Annotated in this window: 23 protein-coding genes; all 23 read left to right on the top strand. The window is 61.0% G+C overall.

What is annotated here, in order from left to right; translation table 11 throughout:
• The first annotated feature begins 2 nt into the window (after positions 1-2).
• Positions 3-899, top strand: a complete 897-nt coding sequence (locus tag ACM6IT_RS02645; RefSeq protein WP_414917445.1) for a DUF1376 domain-containing protein — start codon at positions 3-5, stop codon at positions 897-899.
• Positions 892-1,467, top strand: a complete 576-nt coding sequence (locus ACM6IT_RS02640; RefSeq protein WP_414917444.1) for a hypothetical protein — start codon at positions 892-894, stop codon at positions 1,465-1,467. The genes ACM6IT_RS02645 and ACM6IT_RS02640 overlap by 8 nt, the downstream gene beginning before the upstream one ends.
• On the top strand, positions 1,460-1,903 hold the full coding sequence (locus ACM6IT_RS02635) for a RusA family crossover junction endodeoxyribonuclease (protein WP_414917443.1): 444 nt from the start codon (positions 1,460-1,462) through the stop codon (positions 1,901-1,903). The genes ACM6IT_RS02640 and ACM6IT_RS02635 overlap by 8 nt, the downstream gene beginning before the upstream one ends.
• A 109-nt stretch (positions 1,904-2,012) precedes the next feature.
• Positions 2,013-2,288, top strand: coding sequence for a hypothetical protein (locus tag ACM6IT_RS02630; RefSeq protein ID WP_414917442.1), 276 nt, complete (start codon positions 2,013-2,015; stop codon positions 2,286-2,288).
• 2 nt (positions 2,289-2,290) lie between these two features.
• Positions 2,291-2,551 carry a hypothetical protein gene (locus tag ACM6IT_RS02625; protein ID WP_414917441.1) on the top strand — a complete coding sequence of 87 codons (261 nt, stop codon included), beginning with the start codon at positions 2,291-2,293 and terminating at the stop codon, positions 2,549-2,551.
• A 263-nt stretch (positions 2,552-2,814) separates the two neighbouring features.
• Complete coding sequence (locus tag ACM6IT_RS02620; protein ID WP_414917440.1) at positions 2,815-3,189, top strand: putative holin; 375 nt, start codon at positions 2,815-2,817, stop codon at positions 3,187-3,189.
• A complete protein-coding gene (locus ACM6IT_RS02615; protein ID WP_414917439.1) occupies positions 3,182-3,466 on the top strand; it encodes a phage holin family protein in 285 nt (94 codons plus the stop codon). The genes ACM6IT_RS02620 and ACM6IT_RS02615 overlap by 8 nt, the downstream gene beginning before the upstream one ends.
• Entirely contained in the window at positions 3,466-3,888 is a 423-nt protein-coding gene (locus tag ACM6IT_RS02610) for a structural protein (RefSeq protein ID WP_414917438.1), read from the top strand. Before ACM6IT_RS02615 ends, ACM6IT_RS02610 begins: the two co-directional genes overlap by 1 nt.
• Entirely contained in the window at positions 3,885-4,334 is a 450-nt protein-coding gene (locus tag ACM6IT_RS02605; RefSeq protein WP_414917437.1) for a lysis protein, read from the top strand. Before ACM6IT_RS02610 ends, ACM6IT_RS02605 begins: the two co-directional genes overlap by 4 nt.
• Before the next feature lie 76 nt (positions 4,335-4,410).
• Positions 4,411-4,641, top strand: coding sequence for a hypothetical protein (locus ACM6IT_RS02600; RefSeq protein WP_414917436.1), 231 nt, complete (start codon positions 4,411-4,413; stop codon positions 4,639-4,641).
• Between the two features lie 39 nt (positions 4,642-4,680).
• Positions 4,681-5,103 carry a hypothetical protein gene (locus ACM6IT_RS02595; RefSeq protein ID WP_414917435.1) on the top strand — a complete coding sequence of 141 codons (423 nt, stop codon included), beginning with the start codon at positions 4,681-4,683 and terminating at the stop codon, positions 5,101-5,103.
• 5 nt (positions 5,104-5,108) lie between these two features.
• Complete coding sequence (locus tag ACM6IT_RS02590) at positions 5,109-5,312, top strand: hypothetical protein (protein WP_414917434.1); 204 nt, start codon at positions 5,109-5,111, stop codon at positions 5,310-5,312.
• A complete protein-coding gene (locus ACM6IT_RS02585) occupies positions 5,309-6,904 on the top strand; it encodes a portal protein (RefSeq protein WP_414917433.1) in 1,596 nt (531 codons plus the stop codon). The genes ACM6IT_RS02590 and ACM6IT_RS02585 overlap by 4 nt, the downstream gene beginning before the upstream one ends.
• Positions 6,904-7,137 (top strand): hypothetical protein, encoded by a 234-nt coding sequence (locus tag ACM6IT_RS02580; RefSeq protein ID WP_057976781.1) that lies wholly within the window; start codon positions 6,904-6,906, stop codon positions 7,135-7,137. The genes ACM6IT_RS02585 and ACM6IT_RS02580 overlap by 1 nt, the downstream gene beginning before the upstream one ends.
• Positions 7,121-7,984 (top strand): hypothetical protein, encoded by an 864-nt coding sequence (locus ACM6IT_RS02575; RefSeq protein WP_414917432.1) that lies wholly within the window; start codon positions 7,121-7,123, stop codon positions 7,982-7,984. The genes ACM6IT_RS02580 and ACM6IT_RS02575 overlap by 17 nt, the downstream gene beginning before the upstream one ends.
• Positions 7,985-8,183: 199 nt before the next feature.
• Positions 8,184-9,047 carry a phage capsid protein gene (locus ACM6IT_RS02570; protein ID WP_414917431.1) on the top strand — a complete coding sequence of 288 codons (864 nt, stop codon included), beginning with the start codon at positions 8,184-8,186 and terminating at the stop codon, positions 9,045-9,047.
• 45 nt (positions 9,048-9,092) lie between these two features.
• On the top strand, positions 9,093-9,617 hold the full coding sequence (locus tag ACM6IT_RS02565; protein WP_414917430.1) for a hypothetical protein: 525 nt from the start codon (positions 9,093-9,095) through the stop codon (positions 9,615-9,617).
• Between the two features lie 73 nt (positions 9,618-9,690).
• Positions 9,691-10,278 (top strand): hypothetical protein, encoded by a 588-nt coding sequence (locus ACM6IT_RS02560; protein WP_414917429.1) that lies wholly within the window; start codon positions 9,691-9,693, stop codon positions 10,276-10,278.
• Positions 10,278-12,428, top strand: coding sequence for a hypothetical protein (locus tag ACM6IT_RS02555; protein ID WP_414917428.1), 2,151 nt, complete (start codon positions 10,278-10,280; stop codon positions 12,426-12,428). The genes ACM6IT_RS02560 and ACM6IT_RS02555 overlap by 1 nt, the downstream gene beginning before the upstream one ends.
• Before the next feature lie 12 nt (positions 12,429-12,440).
• Positions 12,441-12,884, top strand: coding sequence for a GNAT family N-acetyltransferase (locus tag ACM6IT_RS02550; RefSeq protein WP_414917427.1), 444 nt, complete (start codon positions 12,441-12,443; stop codon positions 12,882-12,884).
• A gap of 1 nt (position 12,885) precedes the next feature.
• Positions 12,886-13,374: a hypothetical protein gene (locus ACM6IT_RS02545; protein WP_414917426.1), complete on the top strand. Its 489-nt coding sequence runs from the start codon at positions 12,886-12,888 to the stop codon at positions 13,372-13,374.
• Positions 13,374-15,395, top strand: coding sequence for a hypothetical protein (locus ACM6IT_RS02540; protein ID WP_414917425.1), 2,022 nt, complete (start codon positions 13,374-13,376; stop codon positions 15,393-15,395). Before ACM6IT_RS02545 ends, ACM6IT_RS02540 begins: the two co-directional genes overlap by 1 nt.
• Positions 15,392-17,296: a hypothetical protein gene (locus tag ACM6IT_RS02535; protein ID WP_414917424.1), complete on the top strand. Its 1,905-nt coding sequence runs from the start codon at positions 15,392-15,394 to the stop codon at positions 17,294-17,296. The genes ACM6IT_RS02540 and ACM6IT_RS02535 overlap by 4 nt, the downstream gene beginning before the upstream one ends.
• The last annotated feature ends 58 nt before the right edge of the window (positions 17,297-17,354 follow it).

The following is a 17,354-nucleotide window of genomic DNA, read 5'->3' as shown; positions in this document are numbered from 1 at the left end:
CTATGGCAGCCCTCCCGTATATGCAGCTTTACGTCGCCGACTACCTGGCCGACACCATGCACCTCACCACTGAAGAGCATGGGGCTTACCTACTGCTGATCTTCAACTACTGGCAGACCGGAAAGCCTATCCCGATGTCACGGCTGGCCCGTATTACGCGGCTTTCGAACGAGCGCTGGACGGACGTTGAGCGGTCGTTGGGGGAATTCTTCAACGAGCGTGATAACGAGTGGGTACACGACCGAATTGAGCGTGACTTGGAAGCTGTTCGCGCAACGCAAGAGCAGCGAATTGCAGCAGGAAAGGCGTCCGCCGAAGCTCGCAAGCAATCCGCAAAGGCCCGCCCGACAAAGGCTCGCAACGCTCGTTCAACGCCCGTTGAAATCCCGTTGAACGAAAACTCAACGAATAAAGAAGAGAAGAGAAGAGAAGAGATAAGAGATACACCACCACTACACACGCAGGACGCTTTCGACTCGCGAACCAAATTCGCCATGACAGCGGACTGGCAACCGGACGAAAAATCATTCGCCGCGGTTCTGACCATGAACGCCATGGGCGGCCAGGTCTTCGAGCAAGACCAGTTCCTAGAATTCAAATCCTTCTGGATTGCATCCCCTGACGAACACCGCACCCACGCCAAGTGGGAGCACGCACTCGCCCAACACCTCAAGCGTGACCAACGAATCCAGCAAGCCAGCGGGAGAACTACCGATGGACTCCAAAACGCCGAACTACCACGAAATCCCCAAAACCATCAAGGCCGTGGTCCCCAAGGTCGCCACCAAGGATCTGCACGCCCGGGCCCCCTCTCTGCTCCAGACCGTGTCAGAGCCGCAATCGCCGAGCGAGATGCTGTCGCAGCGGCTACTGGATCAGTTGTGGGTCAAGATGGCTGAGTTCTACGGGCATCGCTGGACTTCGAGCTTTGGCGTTATTGCTAACCCCGACCACACCTGGGCCAAGGTCCTGGCCGGCGTATCCGGAACACAGCTCGCCAACGGCCTGACCGCTCTGATCGAGCGCAGCGCTGAATTCGACTGGCCACCGCCGGCGAACGTTTTTCTTGCGCTGTGCCAGCAGGTCAAGGGCTTGCCATCTGAAGCCCAGGCTTGGGATGAAGCGCGTGCAGGCACGTACAGCCACAAGGCCGTTCGCATCGCAGCAGAAGCTACCAGCACATTCGACCTACACACCGCAGAGCCAGGCGACAAGGCACTGCGCCAACGCTTCGAACGCAATTACGCCATCGTCATGCGCCGCGCCCAGACCGGCCAGCCTCTCGAAGGCCGCATTGCCCATGGCATTGGTCACGACGGAATGCGTCCGCGCGAGCAGGTCCAGCTCGAACACTACCGCAAGGAAGTCGACCGCATCGTCGACACCCTCGAAATCCCAAAAGACCCAAAGGCCTGCCGCGCCATGCTGCTGGCCAAGCTCAACATCCGGAGAGATGACCATGTCTGAGCTCAAGCCCGTTTCGTTCATGGTGCCAGGAAAGGCAATTGGCAAAGGTCGAATGCGCCTTAGCACCATGCATGGATTCGCACGCATGCACCCAACGGACCAGACGATTAACTACGAAAGTTTGGTCGCTATGTCGGCACAGCAGGCCATGCAGGGCCGTGAGCTGATCGCCGGGCCGGTTCTGGTCGAAATGAAAATTGTGGTCGGCGTAGCCGCGTCCTGGTCGAAGAAGAAACGCGCCGAAGCTCTGGCGGGCGATGTTCTGCCAACGAAAAAACCCGACATCGACAACGTGGAAAAAGCAATTTTCGACGGCATGAACGGTGTGGTCTGGATCGATGACGTTCAGGTGGTCAACGTCAGCAAGAGCAAGCGCTATGGCGAGACCCCGGGCGTTCTCGTTCGTGTCGTACCACTGGAAGGGAAACCCTCATGAGCACAGCGATCGCGCTGGGATTCATCGCTCTGGTCGCTGTCGGGGCGGCGGCCTTCAAGCTCTACATGCTCGGCCTGCCAACCGTCTGCCAATGAAACTCGGGGGAGTTATGCCAAAACCAATCCTGCAATGGGCCTGCCGCGAGCTGAACAACGGCTGGGTGATGATCGGCGTCGATGTGGATCTCTCAGCACCTGGTGAGCCTGAGGCGCTGCTCGGGTACCGCAGAGCTATCCACCCGTTTCACTTCGACGAATGCACTGATCCGGTTATGGAGTTTTCCGCTGTTATCGCTGAAATGACTAAGGCGATTCGATGGGGAATTGAGGGGGCGGAGGACGCGCAATCGCTCTCTGCCTCGCGTGCGCGCACGTTTGGGGCCTGATCATGCTGGCCGTGGTCGAACAGCGGGTTGATTGGTTCACGGTGATAACCGTGCTGTCGCGCACCGGCTATTCCCCGCAGTCGGTTGCGGACGCCATCGGTGTTGCACGCACAACGTTGTTGGGTTGGAAACAGGGCGCTGAACCTCGCTACACGGAGGGCGAGCGCCTTGTGTCGTTCTGGTGCCAGATCACCGGAAACGACCGCGCAAGGTTGCCCATGGTCGCGGTTGGCGACTGGTGGGCTTATCACTCCAAGGTTTGAGGTAAGAGCGATGTGTGTGCAAGTGAACTGCCCCGAGTGCAATAACTCGTACCCTCTTGGTCGGAACGTGGACATGGCAAAAAGGCTGTGCTCCAGCTGCGCCAGGAAGAAGCGTGAGGATGCAGCCAAGACAGAACTTGCCAACGACCTGGTGCGAGGCAAGCCGAAATAGTCGGGAACCCGACACCCAGTCCCACCGATTCTTGCCTCGTCGAATAACCCGACCCCGCCACTGTGCGGGGTTTTTCTTTCCGAGGTATCAAATGGCAGAGCCGAGCAGCAGTGCGGTGGTGGCTGGCGCAGGGATTATCGGCGTCACCGCTGTGAGCTTCTGGCCTGGCGTGGACGTGAACGCAGTGGTGGGCGCGTTCGCTGGCGGCATGTTCTTCGTGGTGTTCGCAAAGGATCTGACCGCACTCGCCCGGTTTGGGTATTTCATCGCGTCATGGGTGCTGGGCTACTACGTGGCCAGCGAGGTTGTCGGTCGTGAGTGGGCCAGGACATCTGGCCTAGTCGCTTTCTTCGGCGCGCTGTTCTGCGTGGCCGTCTGCATCAGCCTCCTTGAGTGGTTCGAGGGCGGCAAGGTTCCGGGCTGGTTGCGGTTCATCGCTGACAGATTCGGAGGTCGCAATGGTTGATCCATGGACTTTGATGGCGGGCGCCCTGTGTGGCGCCATCTGCATTCGTATCGCCATCTACCGCCGTGAGGGTGCCCGCTACCGGGCTGGCGTTTCATGGCTGGCCTACGCACTCGCCGCTGCAACGGGCTGTGAGTGGCTGTCGATCCTGCTGGCTGTGTTGTTCTCGAAGCCAACCCCCGCCGTTTCCCCCTTCCTGCTGATCGTTCTGCTCGTCCTGGTGGTGCTTGTGTACCGGGCAGGCGGCAACGTGGCGCGCATCCTGAGGATGGACTGATGGCTACTCCTACTCGCGGCGTCCGCAATAACAACCCGGGCAACATCGACTACGTGCCAGCCAACAAGTGGCGCGGCCAACTCCCGCCGAACCCAGCACTGGAGAAACGGTTCGCCCGCTTCGACACACCAGAGAACGGGATCCGTGCCCTGGGCAAGCTGCTGCTCACGTACCAGGACAAGCACGGGCTAAAGACCGTCAAGGCGATCATCAGTCGATGGGCACCCAGCACTGAGAACGATACAGGTGCTTATGTGCGTGCCGTTGAGGCCAACACCGGTACCAAGCCAGGGGCTGAGATCGATCTGCACGCAGCCAGCGTGATGCAGGGCTTCGTCAAGGCGATCATCCATCACGAAAACGCGGGCTTTGCGTATCCCGACTCCGTGCTGGTTGAAGGCGTGCGCAGGGCGCTGGAATGAGGATCCTCGCCGGCCTTTGCGCCGCACTGGCCATCGGGCTGTTGCTGGCTCTGTGGCGCATCGATCACGTCAGCACCAGCTTGGCCAGCGCCGCAGAGCAGGTCACCACGCTGACCAACGTCGCCAACTCCCGCCGTAACACCCAGCGCCTGCTGGCCGACCTCGACACCCAACACACCCAGGAGCTGGCCAATGCGCAAGCCACTAACAACCAGCTTCGTGCTGATGTCGCTGCTGGCGCTCGCCGGCTGTCCATCAAGGCCACCTGTCCCGCAGTGCGAGCCACCACCAGCCCCACCAGCCTGGATGATGCAGAAGCGCGAGCCGACATTGACCCCGCGGCTGCTCAACGAATTGTCGCCATCACCAATGACGGTGACGAAGCCATCATCGCCTTGAACGGCCTGGTGGACTACGTGAATACCGTCTGCATCCCTCGCAAATAGTCGGGAACCCGACAGCCCACCTCCAAGATGCTTGGCCCTCAATTCGTTGATTCCCCATCAGCAGAGGGCCACAACCATGGATAACCAGCACAAGAAAATCACCGGCTACCGCGACCTGAGTCAGGCCGAGATTGACGGTATGAACTCGATCAAGGCCTTGGAGGCTGACGCCGGCGAACTGTTCAAGCAGATCGGGCAGATCGAAGGCGTTGACCCGCGACTGCTGGCGCTGGCCAAGACCAACTTGCAACAGGGCTTCATGTGGTTTGTGCGCTCCATCGCCAAGCCTGCTGACCCGTTCGCCTGATTCCTGGTACCCACCCGCAGCAGCACAGGAGGCACGACCATGCCCGCACCAGAAGACCTTATCGCGAAGACCCCGGGCGAGCCGCTCGCCACCATCACGCCGCTCGACTCAGCCGCCGCCGGCACTACAGGCGCTGGCGATCCTCCGAAGGACGACGCCGCACCCGTTCTCTATGTCGCCAAGCACAGCGCCGGTGGCCGTTGGCACGTTGTGACCAATGACGCCGAGGCCGCCCGTGTTGGCGACTTCGTTGGCGACAAGGTGACGATCATTGCCGAGGTCGAGCGCATGAATGCCGGCGGTGAGCCGTTCGTGCAGGCACCGAAGGACGACGCCGCAGCCAAGCCACAGGTTCAGGCCGCGCGGCCGAAGGCCAGCCAAGCCATCGACGCAGCCACGCTCAAGCAGCCGGTGATGACACCAGACGGCTGGCTGTGCCCTGAACCACCGGTCAAGGAGTAAGGCACATGGGAAGCAAGCCGAAGAAACCCAAAGTTGTCGCCGCGCCAGACCCACAGGTCGAAGCGCAGAAGGCCGCCGACCTGGCCGCACAGAAGGCCAACGAAGAAACCGCCACACGCAAGAAGCGCAAGGCCGAGAGCAGCTTGCTGTCTTCCGCTGGTGCCGCCGGCAGTGTGCTTGAGCAAGGGAAAAGGACACTCGGAGCATGAACGCATCCCAGATCGCCAAAACGCTGAGCACCTTGAAGTCTCTCCGCTCGCCGCATGAGTCGGTCTGGCGCGATTGCTTTGACCACAGCTACCCAATCCGGGGCAGTGGCTTTTGCACTGAGCAGATCACGGCCATGGAAGCGCAGATGCGCAAGGCCAGGATGATCGACGGGACCACCACGGACGCGGCCCGAATCCTGTCGAGCGGCATCATGTCGGGCCTGACTCCCGCCAACTCCCTGTGGTTCGGCATGGATGTTGGGCAGGAAACCGACGAGGAACGCCGGTGGCTGGACGACTCAGCCGACATCCTCTGGCAGAACATCCACGCATCCAACTTCGACGCAGCCGCCTTCGAGGGGCTGATTGACGTTGTGTGCGCTGGTTGGTTTGCCCTGTACATCGACCAGGACAGGGAGAAGGGCGGTTTCACCTTCGACCTGTGGCCCATCGCGAGCGTGTACGCCTCGGCATCCAAGGCAGGCGGCAAGATCGACACCGTGTACCGCGAGTACAAGCTGACCGCTGAACAGGCGGTCAATGAGTTCGGTGAAGAGAACGTCAGCGAGGGCACGCGCAAGCTGGCCAAGGACAAGCCGCAGGAGTTGGTCAAGTTCGTGCACGCGATCTATCCGCGCACCACGTACATGGTCGGCGCCAAGCTGGCGAAGAACATGGCGATTGCGTCGTGCAAGGTCGAGGTGGATGCCAAGCACCTGGTCAGTGAGTCGGGCTACCACGAAATGCCGGTGGTTGTGCCGCGCTGGATGATGATCCCCGACAGCGTGTACGCGGTTGGCCCGGTGTTCGATGCACTGCCGGACGCTCGCACCCTCAACGAACTCTGCAGGATGGACCTTGCAGCCGGTGACCTGGCCATCGCAGGCATGTGGATTGCGGAGGATGACGGCGTGTTGAACCCACGCACCGTCAAGGTCGGCCCGCGCAAGATCATCGTGGCCAACAGCGTCGACAGCATGAAGCCGTTGCAGAGCGGCTCGAACTTCCAGTACGCCGAGACCAAGATCGCCCGCTTGCAGGCCTCCATCCGCAAGATCCTGATGGCCGATCAGCTCCAGGCGCAGGACGGCCCGGCGATGACTGCCACTGAAGTGCACGTCCGCGTGAACCTGATCCGTCAGTTGCTAGGCCCGGTCTATGGCCGCCTGCAAACCGAGTACCTGCAACCCTTGATCGAGCGGTGTTTTGGTATTGCCTACCGCGCTGGCGTGCTCGGCACGGCGCCAGAGTCTCTGGCCGGCCGCAACTTCACCGTGCGTTACCTGTCGCCGCTGGCCCGCTCGCAGAAGCTGGAAGAAGTCTCGGCCATTGACCAGTTCGTGGCCGGCGCCCTGGTCGTTGCTCAGACTGATCCAACCGTCATGGACAACATCGACATGGACGAGGCGCAGCGCTTCAAGGGTGAGGCGCTCGGCGTTCCGTCCTCCGTCATGCGCAGTAAGGCCGACCGCGACAAGATCCGCGAGGACCGTGCCGCAGCCAATCAGCAGGCCCAGGAACAGGCCCAGCAGCAAATGATCCAGCAGCAGGCCAGTGAGGCCGCCATCAAACAACAAGGGGCCGCAGCGTAATGGCTATCGAAGTCGATGCAGCGATGTACAAGCGCGTGTTCGAGGACCACCACGAAGGCCGGTTGATCCTCGACGCGCTGACCAATCAGTTCGCACGTCCCGCCGTGGTCAAGGGCGGGATTGATGCGGTTCTCGAAACCTACCAGCGAGACGGCCAGCGCCGCGTGCTGGAGTTCATCGTTTCCCAAATCAACAGAGCAAACGGAGTAGATACCAATGCGTTTGAAGAATAGTTTCGCCCGGTTCATGGGCCTGATGTTGATGGCCGAGGCAGCGCCAGAAGGGCAGCCGGGTGGTGGCGCTCCAGCCCCTGCACCGGCTCCCGCGCCAGCACCAGCCCCTGCGTCCGTGCTGGGCAATGCGGCCACCACTGACTTCATCCCCGAGAAGTACCGCACCAACAAAGAGGACGGCAGCCTTGATCTGGAAGCATCGTCGCGGAAGGTTGCCGAGGCCTACAAGCATCTCGAAACCCGCCTGGGTTCTGGTGATGCACCGCCCAAGACCGTCGATGAATACACGGTCAAGCTGGAAGGCGTCGAGGGCTTCAACTGGGATGAGTTCAAGAAGGACGAAAGCACCCAGTCGTTCCTGAAGGGGGCCCACGCCAAGGGCCTGAGCAATGACCAGGTGCAGTACGTCATCGGCGAGTACATGAAGGCGGCTCCAGGTCTGATTGAAGGCGGCGCTCAGCTCACTGCCCAGGACTGCACCGCCGCGCTCAAGGCCGTGTGGACCGATGAGGCGGCCATGAAAACCAACGTGACCGCGTCCTATCGTGCTGCCGAAGCGTTCGCCAGCGAGCCAGGTAAGCCGGGCAACTTCGATTCCCTGATGGCCAAGTACGGCAACGACCCGGACTTCATCGCCTTCACTGCCAACATCGGCAAGGAGCTCAAGGAAGACAGCGCCATCAACGGTGGACAGATCAACGAGGCGGACTTCAACGTCAGGGCTTCCGAGCTGCGCGCTCAACTCGCGGCCATGCCGCAGCACGATCCAAAGCGAGCAGGCATCAAGGCTGAGCTCGATGCGATGTACGACCGCAAGTACAACAAGCCTCAATCCCGCCTTGGCTGATCCCCGCAGCAAATAGTCGGGAAACCGACACCCTCCATGCACAAACATCGCAGGCATCCCAGCAATGGGCCGGCCTGCGATGGCACGCAGATACCCGGATAGCCCCGAGGCGCAGCACAGCCGATGCACGCCAGGAACCCCGGCCCGAGCAATCGGACACCCGGCAGGCAACCCCCTTATCTGCATTGGAGTGCATCGTATGTCCCAGCAAATCACCGAGGCGTTTGTCCAGCAGTTCGCTGACAACTTCATGCACCTCGCACAACAGTCCACCTCCCGCCTGGAACCGACCGTAACCATCGAGCCGAACATCGTCGGCATGTCGAAGTCGGTCAACCGCCTGGGCCAGCGCACTGCGACCCGTCGCACCCAGCGTCATGGCGACACCCCGATCAACGATCAACCGCACAGCACCCGGTTCGTGGACCTCTACGACTGGGAAGACGGCGACATGGTCGATGACCAGGACAAGATCCGTATGTTGGTCGATCCAACGTCGGAGTACGTCAAGGCAATGGTTGCCTCGCTGAACCGCGCCAAGGATGACGTGATCATCAGTTCGTTGGGCGGCAGCTCCCGCGCTACCACCGGCGGCATCATCCTGCCGGCTTCGCAGAAGATCGCGGTGGGCGGTACCGGCCTGACCAAGACCAAAATCATCCAGGCCAAAAAGATGTTCCGCCTCAATGAAGCGGACGAGGAAGCTGGCGAAGAGCTGTACATGGTCTATCACGCCCAGGCCCTCAACGACATCCTGGCTGACACCACCCTGACCTCTGCCGACTTCCTGGCTGCGCAGATGCTCCAGAGCGGCACGCTCAAGGGCAAGTGGATGGGCTTCAACTGGATTCCGTCTGAGCGCCTGCCGAAATCTGGTGCCACTCGTTCGTGCTACGCCTACGCCAAATCGGGCGTTGTGCTGGGCAAAGGGGCGGAAATCATGACCAAGGTTGGTGAAGACGCCGGCAAGGGTTTCAACGTTCGTATCTACGCCAAGATGTCGATCGGCGCTGTGCGGGTTGAAGAAGAAAAAATCGTTGAGATCGCGGCCAACGATCCGTAAGGGTCGTTCGCTTCGCCTTCTTCCCCATAGTTCAGGAGCTCAATCATGGCCGTAGTCACCACCAAGTCCACCGCCGTCACCAATGGTGATGCGTTCCCTCAAACCCTGACGTCCCAAAAGATAGATGGCGGCCGTCTTCGCGAGCGTGTTGGCTTCGTTGAAGCCACTGCAACCGACTCCATCGCCTCGATCTATCGCCTGATGCGTATCAAGTCCGGTGACCGCGTGTCCAGGCTGCTGCTGTCCTGCGATGCCATCACCACCGCCGTGGGCGACATCGGCATCTACGACATCTCGTCGGTGAACGCCGGCGCCGTCGTAGACGTCGACTTCTTCGCATCGGCGCAAGCGCTGACCGCTGCCCTGGTCAACGTGGACGTGACCCATGAAGCGGACCCGGCAGACGCCGGCGCCGGCTTCGGTCTGGCCGACGTCGAGAAACCGCTGTGGCAGGCCCTGGGCCTTGCTGCTGACCCGGGCAAGCAGTACGACATCGCTATCACCCTGACCGCTGCTGCAACTGGTGCGGGAACCGTTGGCTTGAGGCTGCAATACGTCGACGGCAACTAATCGTGGCGCCACGGATGGCAGACAACTCAACCGGGGCCGTGCGCCCCGGTCTTTTTATCTGGAGGTTTTGACCATGGCCACGGCAACTGGGGTTTCGATTTGCTCCAATGCGCTGTTGATGCTCGGCTCACAGACCATCAACGACTTCGCCGACCAGATGAACCTGGATAGGGCAAAGCTGTGCGCCAACCTGTACCCGACTATTCGTGACGACATGCTGCGCCAGCATCCATGGAACTGTGCGATCAAGCGGGTTGTGTTGGCCCCTGATGCTGTCGCACCAGCTTTCGGCTATCAGCAGTCCTTTGAGCTGCCGGCGGATTTTCTGCGAGTGCTGGAGGTTGGTAGCAGCGATGTGCAGATCGACTACCTGGTCGAAGGGCGAGCCATTCAGGCCAACACCACCGTGCTGGAACTGCGCTATGTGTTTCGCAATGAAGTCGAAAGCACCTGGGATGCCTCACTGGTCAGCTTGGTAACGCTGGCAATGGCGGCGGCACTGGCTTATCCAATTACACAATCGTCAGCCCTGCAGCAGTCAGTCGAGCAAAAGCTTGAAATGGCCTTGCGCAAGGCTCGCGCTGTCGATGGCCAAGAGGATCCGCCGCAAACCCTTGGTGATGAGCGACTGTTGCGCGCTCGGTTTGGGGGTGGCTGGTAATGGCCCGCCTTACCCTGATCCAAACCAACTTCACCGCCGGTGAGGTTTCGCCGAGGATGCTGGGCCGGGTGGACATTGCCCGGTACCAGAACGGTGCCGAGATCATCGAGAACGCCTGGCCCGTTATCCACGGTGGGACAGTGCGTCGTGACGGCACCCTGCACGTGGCTGCCGCCAAATTCCCCGATAAGAAAACCCGGTTGATCCCATATGTCTTCAACACCGAACAGGCCTACATGTGCGAGTTCGGTGATTTCTATGTGCGGATTTTCTACCCGAACGGCACGTACACCGGTGTTGAGCTGGTGAGCCCGTACAGTCACGACGTGCTGGAGCGGACCGACTACGTCCAGGGCGCCGACACCATGTTCATCTTCAACGCCCGGGTGCCCACTTACCGGTTGCGCCGGCTGACGGATACCGAGTGGAGCCTTGCGCCAGCCCCGTTTGTGACTAAGCCCTTCGACGAGAAGGGCATCGACTTTGCGTCTGCGATCACTTTCAGCACCCCAACAGTGGGCACCGGCCGTACGGCCACTGCCGTTGCGTCTGCGTTTCTCGCTGCCGACGTGGGCCGCGAAATCTGGTCTGGTGGTGGCGTAGCCAAGATCACTGGTGTAACCAGCGCCAACGTGGCCACCGTCGACATTCTGAACGCCTTCACCGCGGCCGTGCGTCCGTCTTGGTCGCTCAAGGGGTCGCCGCAGACCTCCAACACGCTCAGTGCATTCACACCGGTCGGCAGCACCGTAACCATGACGCTGGCGCTCGCCGGGTGGCGCGTTGACGACACCGGGAAGTTCGTCAAGATCAATGGTGGGCTTCTGGAAATAAGCGCATACACCAGCCCGACAGTGGTCTCTGGGGTGATCAGGTCGGCGCCAACCTCTGCCACTGCGTCGCCGGCCAACGCATGGTCGCTTGAGGCATCAGTCTGGAATGACATTGACGGCTACCCAGGAGCGGGCACGCTTTACGAGCAACGGCTCGCGATGGCCGGTTCAGTGAACTACCCGCAAACCATCTGGGAATCGCGTACGGGTGAGTACCTGAACTTTGAGTTAGGCACCAAGGACGACGACGCGCTGTCGTACAACCTGTCTTCTGACCAGATCAATCCCATCCTGCACATGGGGCAGATCAATGCCTTGATCCCTTTGACCTATGGCGGGGAGTTCACCGTGAGTGGCGGGGTGGAGAAGGCAATCACACCGACCAGTATTCGGGCCAAGAACCCATCGGTTTATGGCTGCAACCGCGTGCGCCCGGTACGCATCGGCAATGAGCTGTATTTCGTCCAGCGGGCCAACCGCAAGCTGCGCGCCATGGCTTACAAGTACGACTCCGACACGTATGGCTCGCCTGATATGTCGGTGCTGTCGGAACACGCCACCAAGTCCGGCATCGTTGACATGGCGTACCAGCAGGAACCGGAGTCGATCCTGTTCCTTGTCCGTGCTGACGGCGTTATGGCAACGATGACTGTTGACCGTGACCAGGACGTTATCGGCTGGGCGCGCCAGATCACAGACGGTGCCTTTGAATCGGCAGCCTCGATCCCGACCCCGGATGGTGACCAAGTGTGGGTTGTCGTGCGCAGAACGGTGAATGGCCAGAACGTGCGCTACATCGAGCGGTTCAATCAAGGCATTCGGGTTGACTGTGGCGTGTTCGCCATCAACGAGGACGGCCAGAGCGTATGGGGTGGCCTGGCCCACCTGGAAGGCAAGACGGTGGATATCGTCGCCGACGGCGTTGTGATGCAACAGCAGGTGGTTGCCGGCGGACAAATCACGCTCCCTCGCAATGCGAAGTACGTACAGATCGGCCTCAATTTCAAGACCAAGATCAAGACCCTGACCCCAGAAGTTCAGGGCAGCACCGGCAGCGTCCAGGGGAACAGCATGCGCATCGGTGAGGTGACGTTGCGGTTCCTCGAAACGATCGGCTGCAAGATCAACGGACAAACCATTGCCTTTCGAAATCTCGGTACCCAGGTGCTGGACCAGCCCCCGGAACTGTTCACAGGTATACACCGCCTGGAGAACCTTGGGTGGGAGCGTGGCCAAGCCTCGCTGGTGATCGAGCAAGACCAGCCGCTGCCGTTCCATCTGCTCAGCGTCATCAAGAAAGCCACGTTCAACGATTGAGGAAGTACCGCCATGATCAGGCCAGCAATTCACTCTGATGTCCCGCGCCTCGTCGAGCTGGCCATCCTGCTGCACGCGACGAGCAACTATTCGACGATGGCTTTTGACGCAGAGAAGACCGGCAACTTTATGCGTGAACTGATTGACGGGCTCGGTGTTGTTTTTGTTGCCGAGGTCGGCGGTGAAGTGGTTGGTGGAGTCGCCGCCGGCATCACAGATCAGTGGTTCAGCAACGACCTGATCGTCTTCGACTATTCAATCTTTATTGACCCGTCGCGCCGCAGCGGGATAACGGCCATGCGCCTGGTCAACACACTCAAAGAGTGGGGGCGGATCAAGGGGGCCAAGCAGCTGCACATGGGCATTGGCACCGGCATTCACGTTGAGGGAACCGTGAAGCTTTACCAGGCGTGCGGCCTCAATCACTTCGGTCCCTTGATGATGATGGAGCTCTGACATGGCAATTACAGCAGCAACGGCCGCCTACGCTGCGCTCGCCGCCGCGACGGCGTACTCGGTTTACTCGACCCAACAGTCTGGCAAGCAGGCGAAGCTCAACGCTGACGCGCAGTCTGATCAGGCCAAGGCTGACGCCGATACTGCCGCGAGTGCCGCGGTGGTCCAGGCTGATCGCATTCGTCGCTTGGCACGCAACCAAGCCGGCGAGGCCAATGCCGCATTGGCCGCGTCAGGTGTAGAAGTCGGGGCAGGTACGGCGATCAACATCAACGAGGAGATCGTCGGCAATGCCGAAGAAGACGCGGCGCTGACCATCTTCAACGGCCGTAACCAGGGCGCCAGGCTCAACAACGATGCAGCCAATTACAAGCTGGCCGGGCAACAGGCCCGGGGTGCAGCCAACTCACAATCAATTAGCACTGTGCTGTCTGCTGGCGCTCAGGCCGGCATGGCCTGGAAGGCTTCGGCAAAAGGGGGGACCAACTGATGGCGCAAATACCGCTCGGCAGCTTTGGCGCACCGCGCGTGCAACAGGAAGTAGCCCAGAACCGCGTCATTCCACTGGATACCAGCGCACAGGCCAGAGCCTCGCAGCAGGCCGCCGGTACCGTCCAAAACGCCGCGCTCGGCGTGCTGGACCAACAGAACAAGGAAGACCAGGCGCTTTCCAGGGTGAAGGCCAGCAACGCCCTGATCGATCGTGAATCGCAGATCAAGACCATCGCGACCGACCTCGATGAGCAGATGCGCACCGGCCAACTCAGCTATGACAAGTCTGAGGAAGCTTACAACACGGCGGTGTCGAAGCTGCCAGCACTGGAAACGCCAGGGCTCGACGAAGCCCAGCAGGGTGAAATCGGCAATTCCCTCAAACGCATGCAGCTCGGCGGCCTTGATCGGGTGCGCGAGGCTTCTGCCAAGGGGCGCATTGCTTCTGCCCAGAGCGATCTGGTGTCGCGCATGGATATGCTGGGCAAGGACGCTGCGCTGCCCGGAGCCAACGTCGACCAGATCAACGCCCGCATGGACGCCGAAGACATCGACGTTGCGGGACGACTGGCGTTCGGTGAGGCCTGGGCCAGCAAGAAGCAGGAATTCAAGGACGGTAACTGGAGCACTCACGCCACCCAGCGTGTTATCGAGTCCCGTGAAAACCTCGGCAGCTTGCAACAAGTCGAGCATGACCTCACCGCCGAGGACGGTTTCTACGCCAAGAAGCTGGATCCGGAGAAGCGCAATCAACTGCTCAACACCGTGAGCGGTCGTATCTTCCAGGTGAAGGAGCACCAGCAGCGCCAGGCTGAAATGCGGGAAATGAAGGCCGAGCGGGTGCTTGACCAGATGGACCGGCAGGCCGCCACAGGTGTTCCGCCGACACCAGCAGACCAGCAGCGGTGGAAAACAGCCTTGTCTGGCACGTCCATGGCCGGCGAATACAAGGCCCGCATCGGTGAAATGAACGAGGTGCAGAACCTGTTGCGCCAACCCATCGCGATGCAACAGCAGTACGTTGACCATAAGCGCTTTCAGATGGCCAAGGCCGGCGCCAGTGTCACCGAGCAGGCGAACGTTGCTCGCTTGCAGACGGCCATCGACAACAACACCAAGTTGATGCGCGACAACCCGCTGACCTTCAATGCCATGCGAACCGGCGTCGATGTCGAGCCGCTTGATGTGTCCGACATCACCACTCCTGAGGGTAAGGCCACGCTGGGTGCGCAGATTGCCCACCGTTTCGACGTGGTCAACTCAGTGCGCAGTGCATACGGACCTGAGGTGGCGCGTAGCCCCTGGAAGCCAGAGGAGCAGCAGATGCTGTCGGCAATGCTGACCCAGGCGGATGACGGCACCAAGCTGCAATTGCTGGGCGCTATCGCGGCGGCGTCCCCCTCTGGCGCTGACTATGCCGCTGCCATCAAGCCATTGGCCTCCGATCAGCCCATCACCGTACTGGCGGGCATGGCGCAGTTCCGGAACCTCAAGGGCGAGGACGGTACCAACGTGCCCCAGACCCTACTGGCCGGGGCCAAGGTGCTGAACGACAAATCAACGCCAATGCCGAAGGACGCCATGTTTCGCGAGGCGTTCGATGAGCATGTGGGCAACTCGTTGGCTCCCGGCACGCCACAGCGTGAACAGGCCTACCTTGCCTATAAGTCGCTTTATGCGGGGATGGCAGGGCCGAAAGGCGTCAAGCATGACGGTGCACAGCCTGAGATTGACAGTGATCTGGCCGAACAGGCCGTTACCCTGGCCACTGGTGGTATCAGCGAGCGCGGCGGGGCGAAGGTCATCAAGCCTTATGGCATGAGCGACAAGATGTTCAACAAGGTGGTCGACATCGAGTTGCAGGGTATGGCCGAACGCAGCAAGTTCCCTGTGGGCCAACTTGAAGACATGCCGCTTTCGCCGGTACCGGGCAAGGAAGGTTCGTATTACCTGTTGAATGCTGGCCGGGTGCAGATCGATCCAGCGACCAACCAACCCATGGTGGTGAAAGTCAAATGAGCTGGCTAGACGGGATGGTCGAAGAAAGCGAAGCCCTGAGCCAGGACGAACGCCTTGGCCGCACGGTGGATAAGCCTGTGCCCGGCGCCTTCACGGGGGCGCTCGACGTCCTTGGTCCGAACCTGTTGCGCGGCGGGCTTGAAGCCGGTGCTGCCGTCGAGTCGGGTTTCAGCTCGCTGTGGCAAGGCGGCCTCGACCTGGCCGCCAGCGCGTTGCTGCCTGAGCCGAAGTTCGGTGGAGCCCCTGACGTAACCAGCGCCGAGCGTTCCAGCCAGGAAACGCTGGGGCAGGGCACAGCCCAAGAAGTGATGGACTTGCGCCCTGACCCTACCGAAGTGGGTGTGGTCGGTCAGATCCTTGGCGAGGCCGCTGCTGTCCTGCCTCGCACAGTGGTGGGCACGGTGCTCGGTGGACCTGTGGGGGCGGCCGTTGCGGCTGGCGGTCCGGCCGGTTACTCGAGTAAACAGGTCGGCATGGCCGAAGGTCTGGACGAAACCACCGCCACCTACAAGGGCCTGATTGATGCCGCGACCGTAGGCGTCGGCGCCGTCTTGCCGGCGGCGCGCTTCGTCAAGCCTGTGCTTGGTGACGCCGCAATAGCTGTGGGAGCGAACGTTGGGCTGGGTATGGCCGGGCGCAGCGCCACGGCTGAGCTGTTGGAGAGTGGCGGGTATCACGCGCAGGCTGCTCAGTATCGCGCCATGGATGGCACAGCCATTGCGACGGACGCGATCCTTGGTGCCGCCTTCTTCGGCATCGGACGCGCCGGGATGCGCCGCCCAACCACCGAGCAGGTGGATGCGTCGTTGGCTGAGCGTACTTACCAGCATGCCGATATCGACACCGCACCAGGTGCGCCGATCAATCCAAAGTCGGCGGTTGCGCACCAGGATGCAATCCGTACCGCCATTGCTCGGCTCAGCCGCGGCGAACCGGTGGCGCTGCCAGAGAGCATCCACTCTGCCGAGTTCATACGAACCGCCGAGAATTCCTCGGTAGTTGCCCCGACGCGCGACGTTGCGCTGGCCACCGCCCGACAGGACCTTGAGCCGGCACTACGCACGCAACTGGAGCAGGAAGCCGCCGGCATTCTGCCCAACGTGAAGGACGTTAAAACCGAGCTGGCCTCTGTAGCCCGCAGCCTTGAAGGGCTGGACGATACGTTCCGTGCTCGAGCAAAAGAGTTTCAACTGCAGGGTCAGAGCCGCAAGCAGGCCGAGGCTTCTGCCCGTGAGGCCATTGAGTCCGAACGCCTTGACCTGACCGACCGGCAAGCCGCGCTGACCGAACGCCTTGATGGCAACCGAACCGCCGAGCAAGCCCGCGCCGACCTGAACACCTTGGCCCGTGGCGAAGTGCCTGAACGCTTCCAGGGTCGTGTTGACCAGCGTGCTGACGCCATCGTCCAGGGCTTCGATAAAAAGCCGCTCGCCGTTGGTGTGGCCGAAGCCAACAGAAAGCTGACCATGGCTCAGGTTGCGCAGCAGGAAATCCGCCGCATCCTTGACGATATTGAGCGCACCGAACCGACACTGCAGGCCAAGCCGTTGGATATCGGCACCGCAAAGGATGTGGAAAAACCGGAAGTGTCAGGCGCTGCCCCTGCATCAAAACCGGCCAAAGGTGCATCAGAGCCCACCAAACCTGCATCAGAAAGCCCTGATACTGAATCAGCGCAGGGTAAGCCTGCATCAGATCCAGAGTTCCAGGTTGCCGAGGAGATATTGAGCCGCATGGACGACATGCGGCTTGCGACCGGCGCCATGGATGCGGACGGCAATCCGATCACCGTATCCGCTCGGGAAATGCTGGCGCAGGCTGATGCCGATATCGTTAGGGCTCAGGATGAGTCCAGGGGCTTTGCCGCTGCTGCTGCTTGTGCCCTGCAACGCGGTTTCTAAATAGTCGGGAAACCGTCTACCCCAGCCCCATAGGCTTGCCTCCATTCCCACAGGAGGC

Source organism: Pseudomonas sp. IT-P4 (assembly GCF_949767755.1).
GTDB classification, from domain to species: Bacteria; Pseudomonadota; Gammaproteobacteria; order Pseudomonadales; family Pseudomonadaceae; genus Aquipseudomonas; species Aquipseudomonas monachiensis.
The sequence above is the reverse complement of the archived record's forward strand: the minus strand, read 5'-3'. Positions and strand labels throughout refer to the sequence as shown.

Excerpts from the sequence above, each read along its gene's own strand:
- ACM6IT_RS02630 (WP_414917442.1), top strand. The coding sequence starts at position 2,013 with ATGCCAAAACCAATCCTGCAATGGGCCTGCCGCGAGCTGAACAACGGC.
- ACM6IT_RS02535 (WP_414917424.1), top strand. The coding sequence starts at position 15,392 with ATGAGCTGGCTAGACGGGATGGTCGAAGAAAGCGAAGCCCTGAGCCAG.
- ACM6IT_RS02555 (WP_414917428.1), top strand. The coding sequence starts at position 10,278 with ATGGCCCGCCTTACCCTGATCCAAACCAACTTCACCGCCGGTGAGGTT.
- ACM6IT_RS02540 (WP_414917425.1), top strand. The coding sequence starts at position 13,374 with ATGGCGCAAATACCGCTCGGCAGCTTTGGCGCACCGCGCGTGCAACAG.
- ACM6IT_RS02570 (WP_414917431.1), top strand. The coding sequence starts at position 8,184 with ATGTCCCAGCAAATCACCGAGGCGTTTGTCCAGCAGTTCGCTGACAAC.
- ACM6IT_RS02585 (WP_414917433.1), top strand. The coding sequence starts at position 5,309 with ATGAACGCATCCCAGATCGCCAAAACGCTGAGCACCTTGAAGTCTCTC.
- ACM6IT_RS02625 (WP_414917441.1), top strand. The coding sequence starts at position 2,291 with ATGCTGGCCGTGGTCGAACAGCGGGTTGATTGGTTCACGGTGATAACC.
- ACM6IT_RS02605 (WP_414917437.1), top strand. The coding sequence starts at position 3,885 with ATGAGGATCCTCGCCGGCCTTTGCGCCGCACTGGCCATCGGGCTGTTG.
- ACM6IT_RS02635 (WP_414917443.1), top strand. The coding sequence starts at position 1,460 with ATGTCTGAGCTCAAGCCCGTTTCGTTCATGGTGCCAGGAAAGGCAATT.
- ACM6IT_RS02565 (WP_414917430.1), top strand. The coding sequence starts at position 9,093 with ATGGCCGTAGTCACCACCAAGTCCACCGCCGTCACCAATGGTGATGCG.
- ACM6IT_RS02590 (WP_414917434.1), top strand. The coding sequence starts at position 5,109 with ATGGGAAGCAAGCCGAAGAAACCCAAAGTTGTCGCCGCGCCAGACCCA.
- ACM6IT_RS02610 (WP_414917438.1), top strand. The coding sequence starts at position 3,466 with ATGGCTACTCCTACTCGCGGCGTCCGCAATAACAACCCGGGCAACATC.
- ACM6IT_RS02580 (WP_057976781.1), top strand. The coding sequence starts at position 6,904 with ATGGCTATCGAAGTCGATGCAGCGATGTACAAGCGCGTGTTCGAGGAC.
- ACM6IT_RS02645 (WP_414917445.1), top strand. The coding sequence starts at position 3 with ATGGCAGCCCTCCCGTATATGCAGCTTTACGTCGCCGACTACCTGGCC.
- ACM6IT_RS02640 (WP_414917444.1), top strand. The coding sequence starts at position 892 with ATGGCTGAGTTCTACGGGCATCGCTGGACTTCGAGCTTTGGCGTTATT.
- ACM6IT_RS02560 (WP_414917429.1), top strand. The coding sequence starts at position 9,691 with ATGGCCACGGCAACTGGGGTTTCGATTTGCTCCAATGCGCTGTTGATG.
- ACM6IT_RS02545 (WP_414917426.1), top strand. The coding sequence starts at position 12,886 with ATGGCAATTACAGCAGCAACGGCCGCCTACGCTGCGCTCGCCGCCGCG.
- ACM6IT_RS02620 (WP_414917440.1), top strand. The coding sequence starts at position 2,815 with ATGGCAGAGCCGAGCAGCAGTGCGGTGGTGGCTGGCGCAGGGATTATC.
- ACM6IT_RS02615 (WP_414917439.1), top strand. The coding sequence starts at position 3,182 with ATGGTTGATCCATGGACTTTGATGGCGGGCGCCCTGTGTGGCGCCATC.
- ACM6IT_RS02600 (WP_414917436.1), top strand. The coding sequence starts at position 4,411 with ATGGATAACCAGCACAAGAAAATCACCGGCTACCGCGACCTGAGTCAG.
- ACM6IT_RS02550 (WP_414917427.1), top strand. The coding sequence starts at position 12,441 with ATGATCAGGCCAGCAATTCACTCTGATGTCCCGCGCCTCGTCGAGCTG.
- ACM6IT_RS02595 (WP_414917435.1), top strand. The coding sequence starts at position 4,681 with ATGCCCGCACCAGAAGACCTTATCGCGAAGACCCCGGGCGAGCCGCTC.
- ACM6IT_RS02575 (WP_414917432.1), top strand. The coding sequence starts at position 7,121 with ATGCGTTTGAAGAATAGTTTCGCCCGGTTCATGGGCCTGATGTTGATG.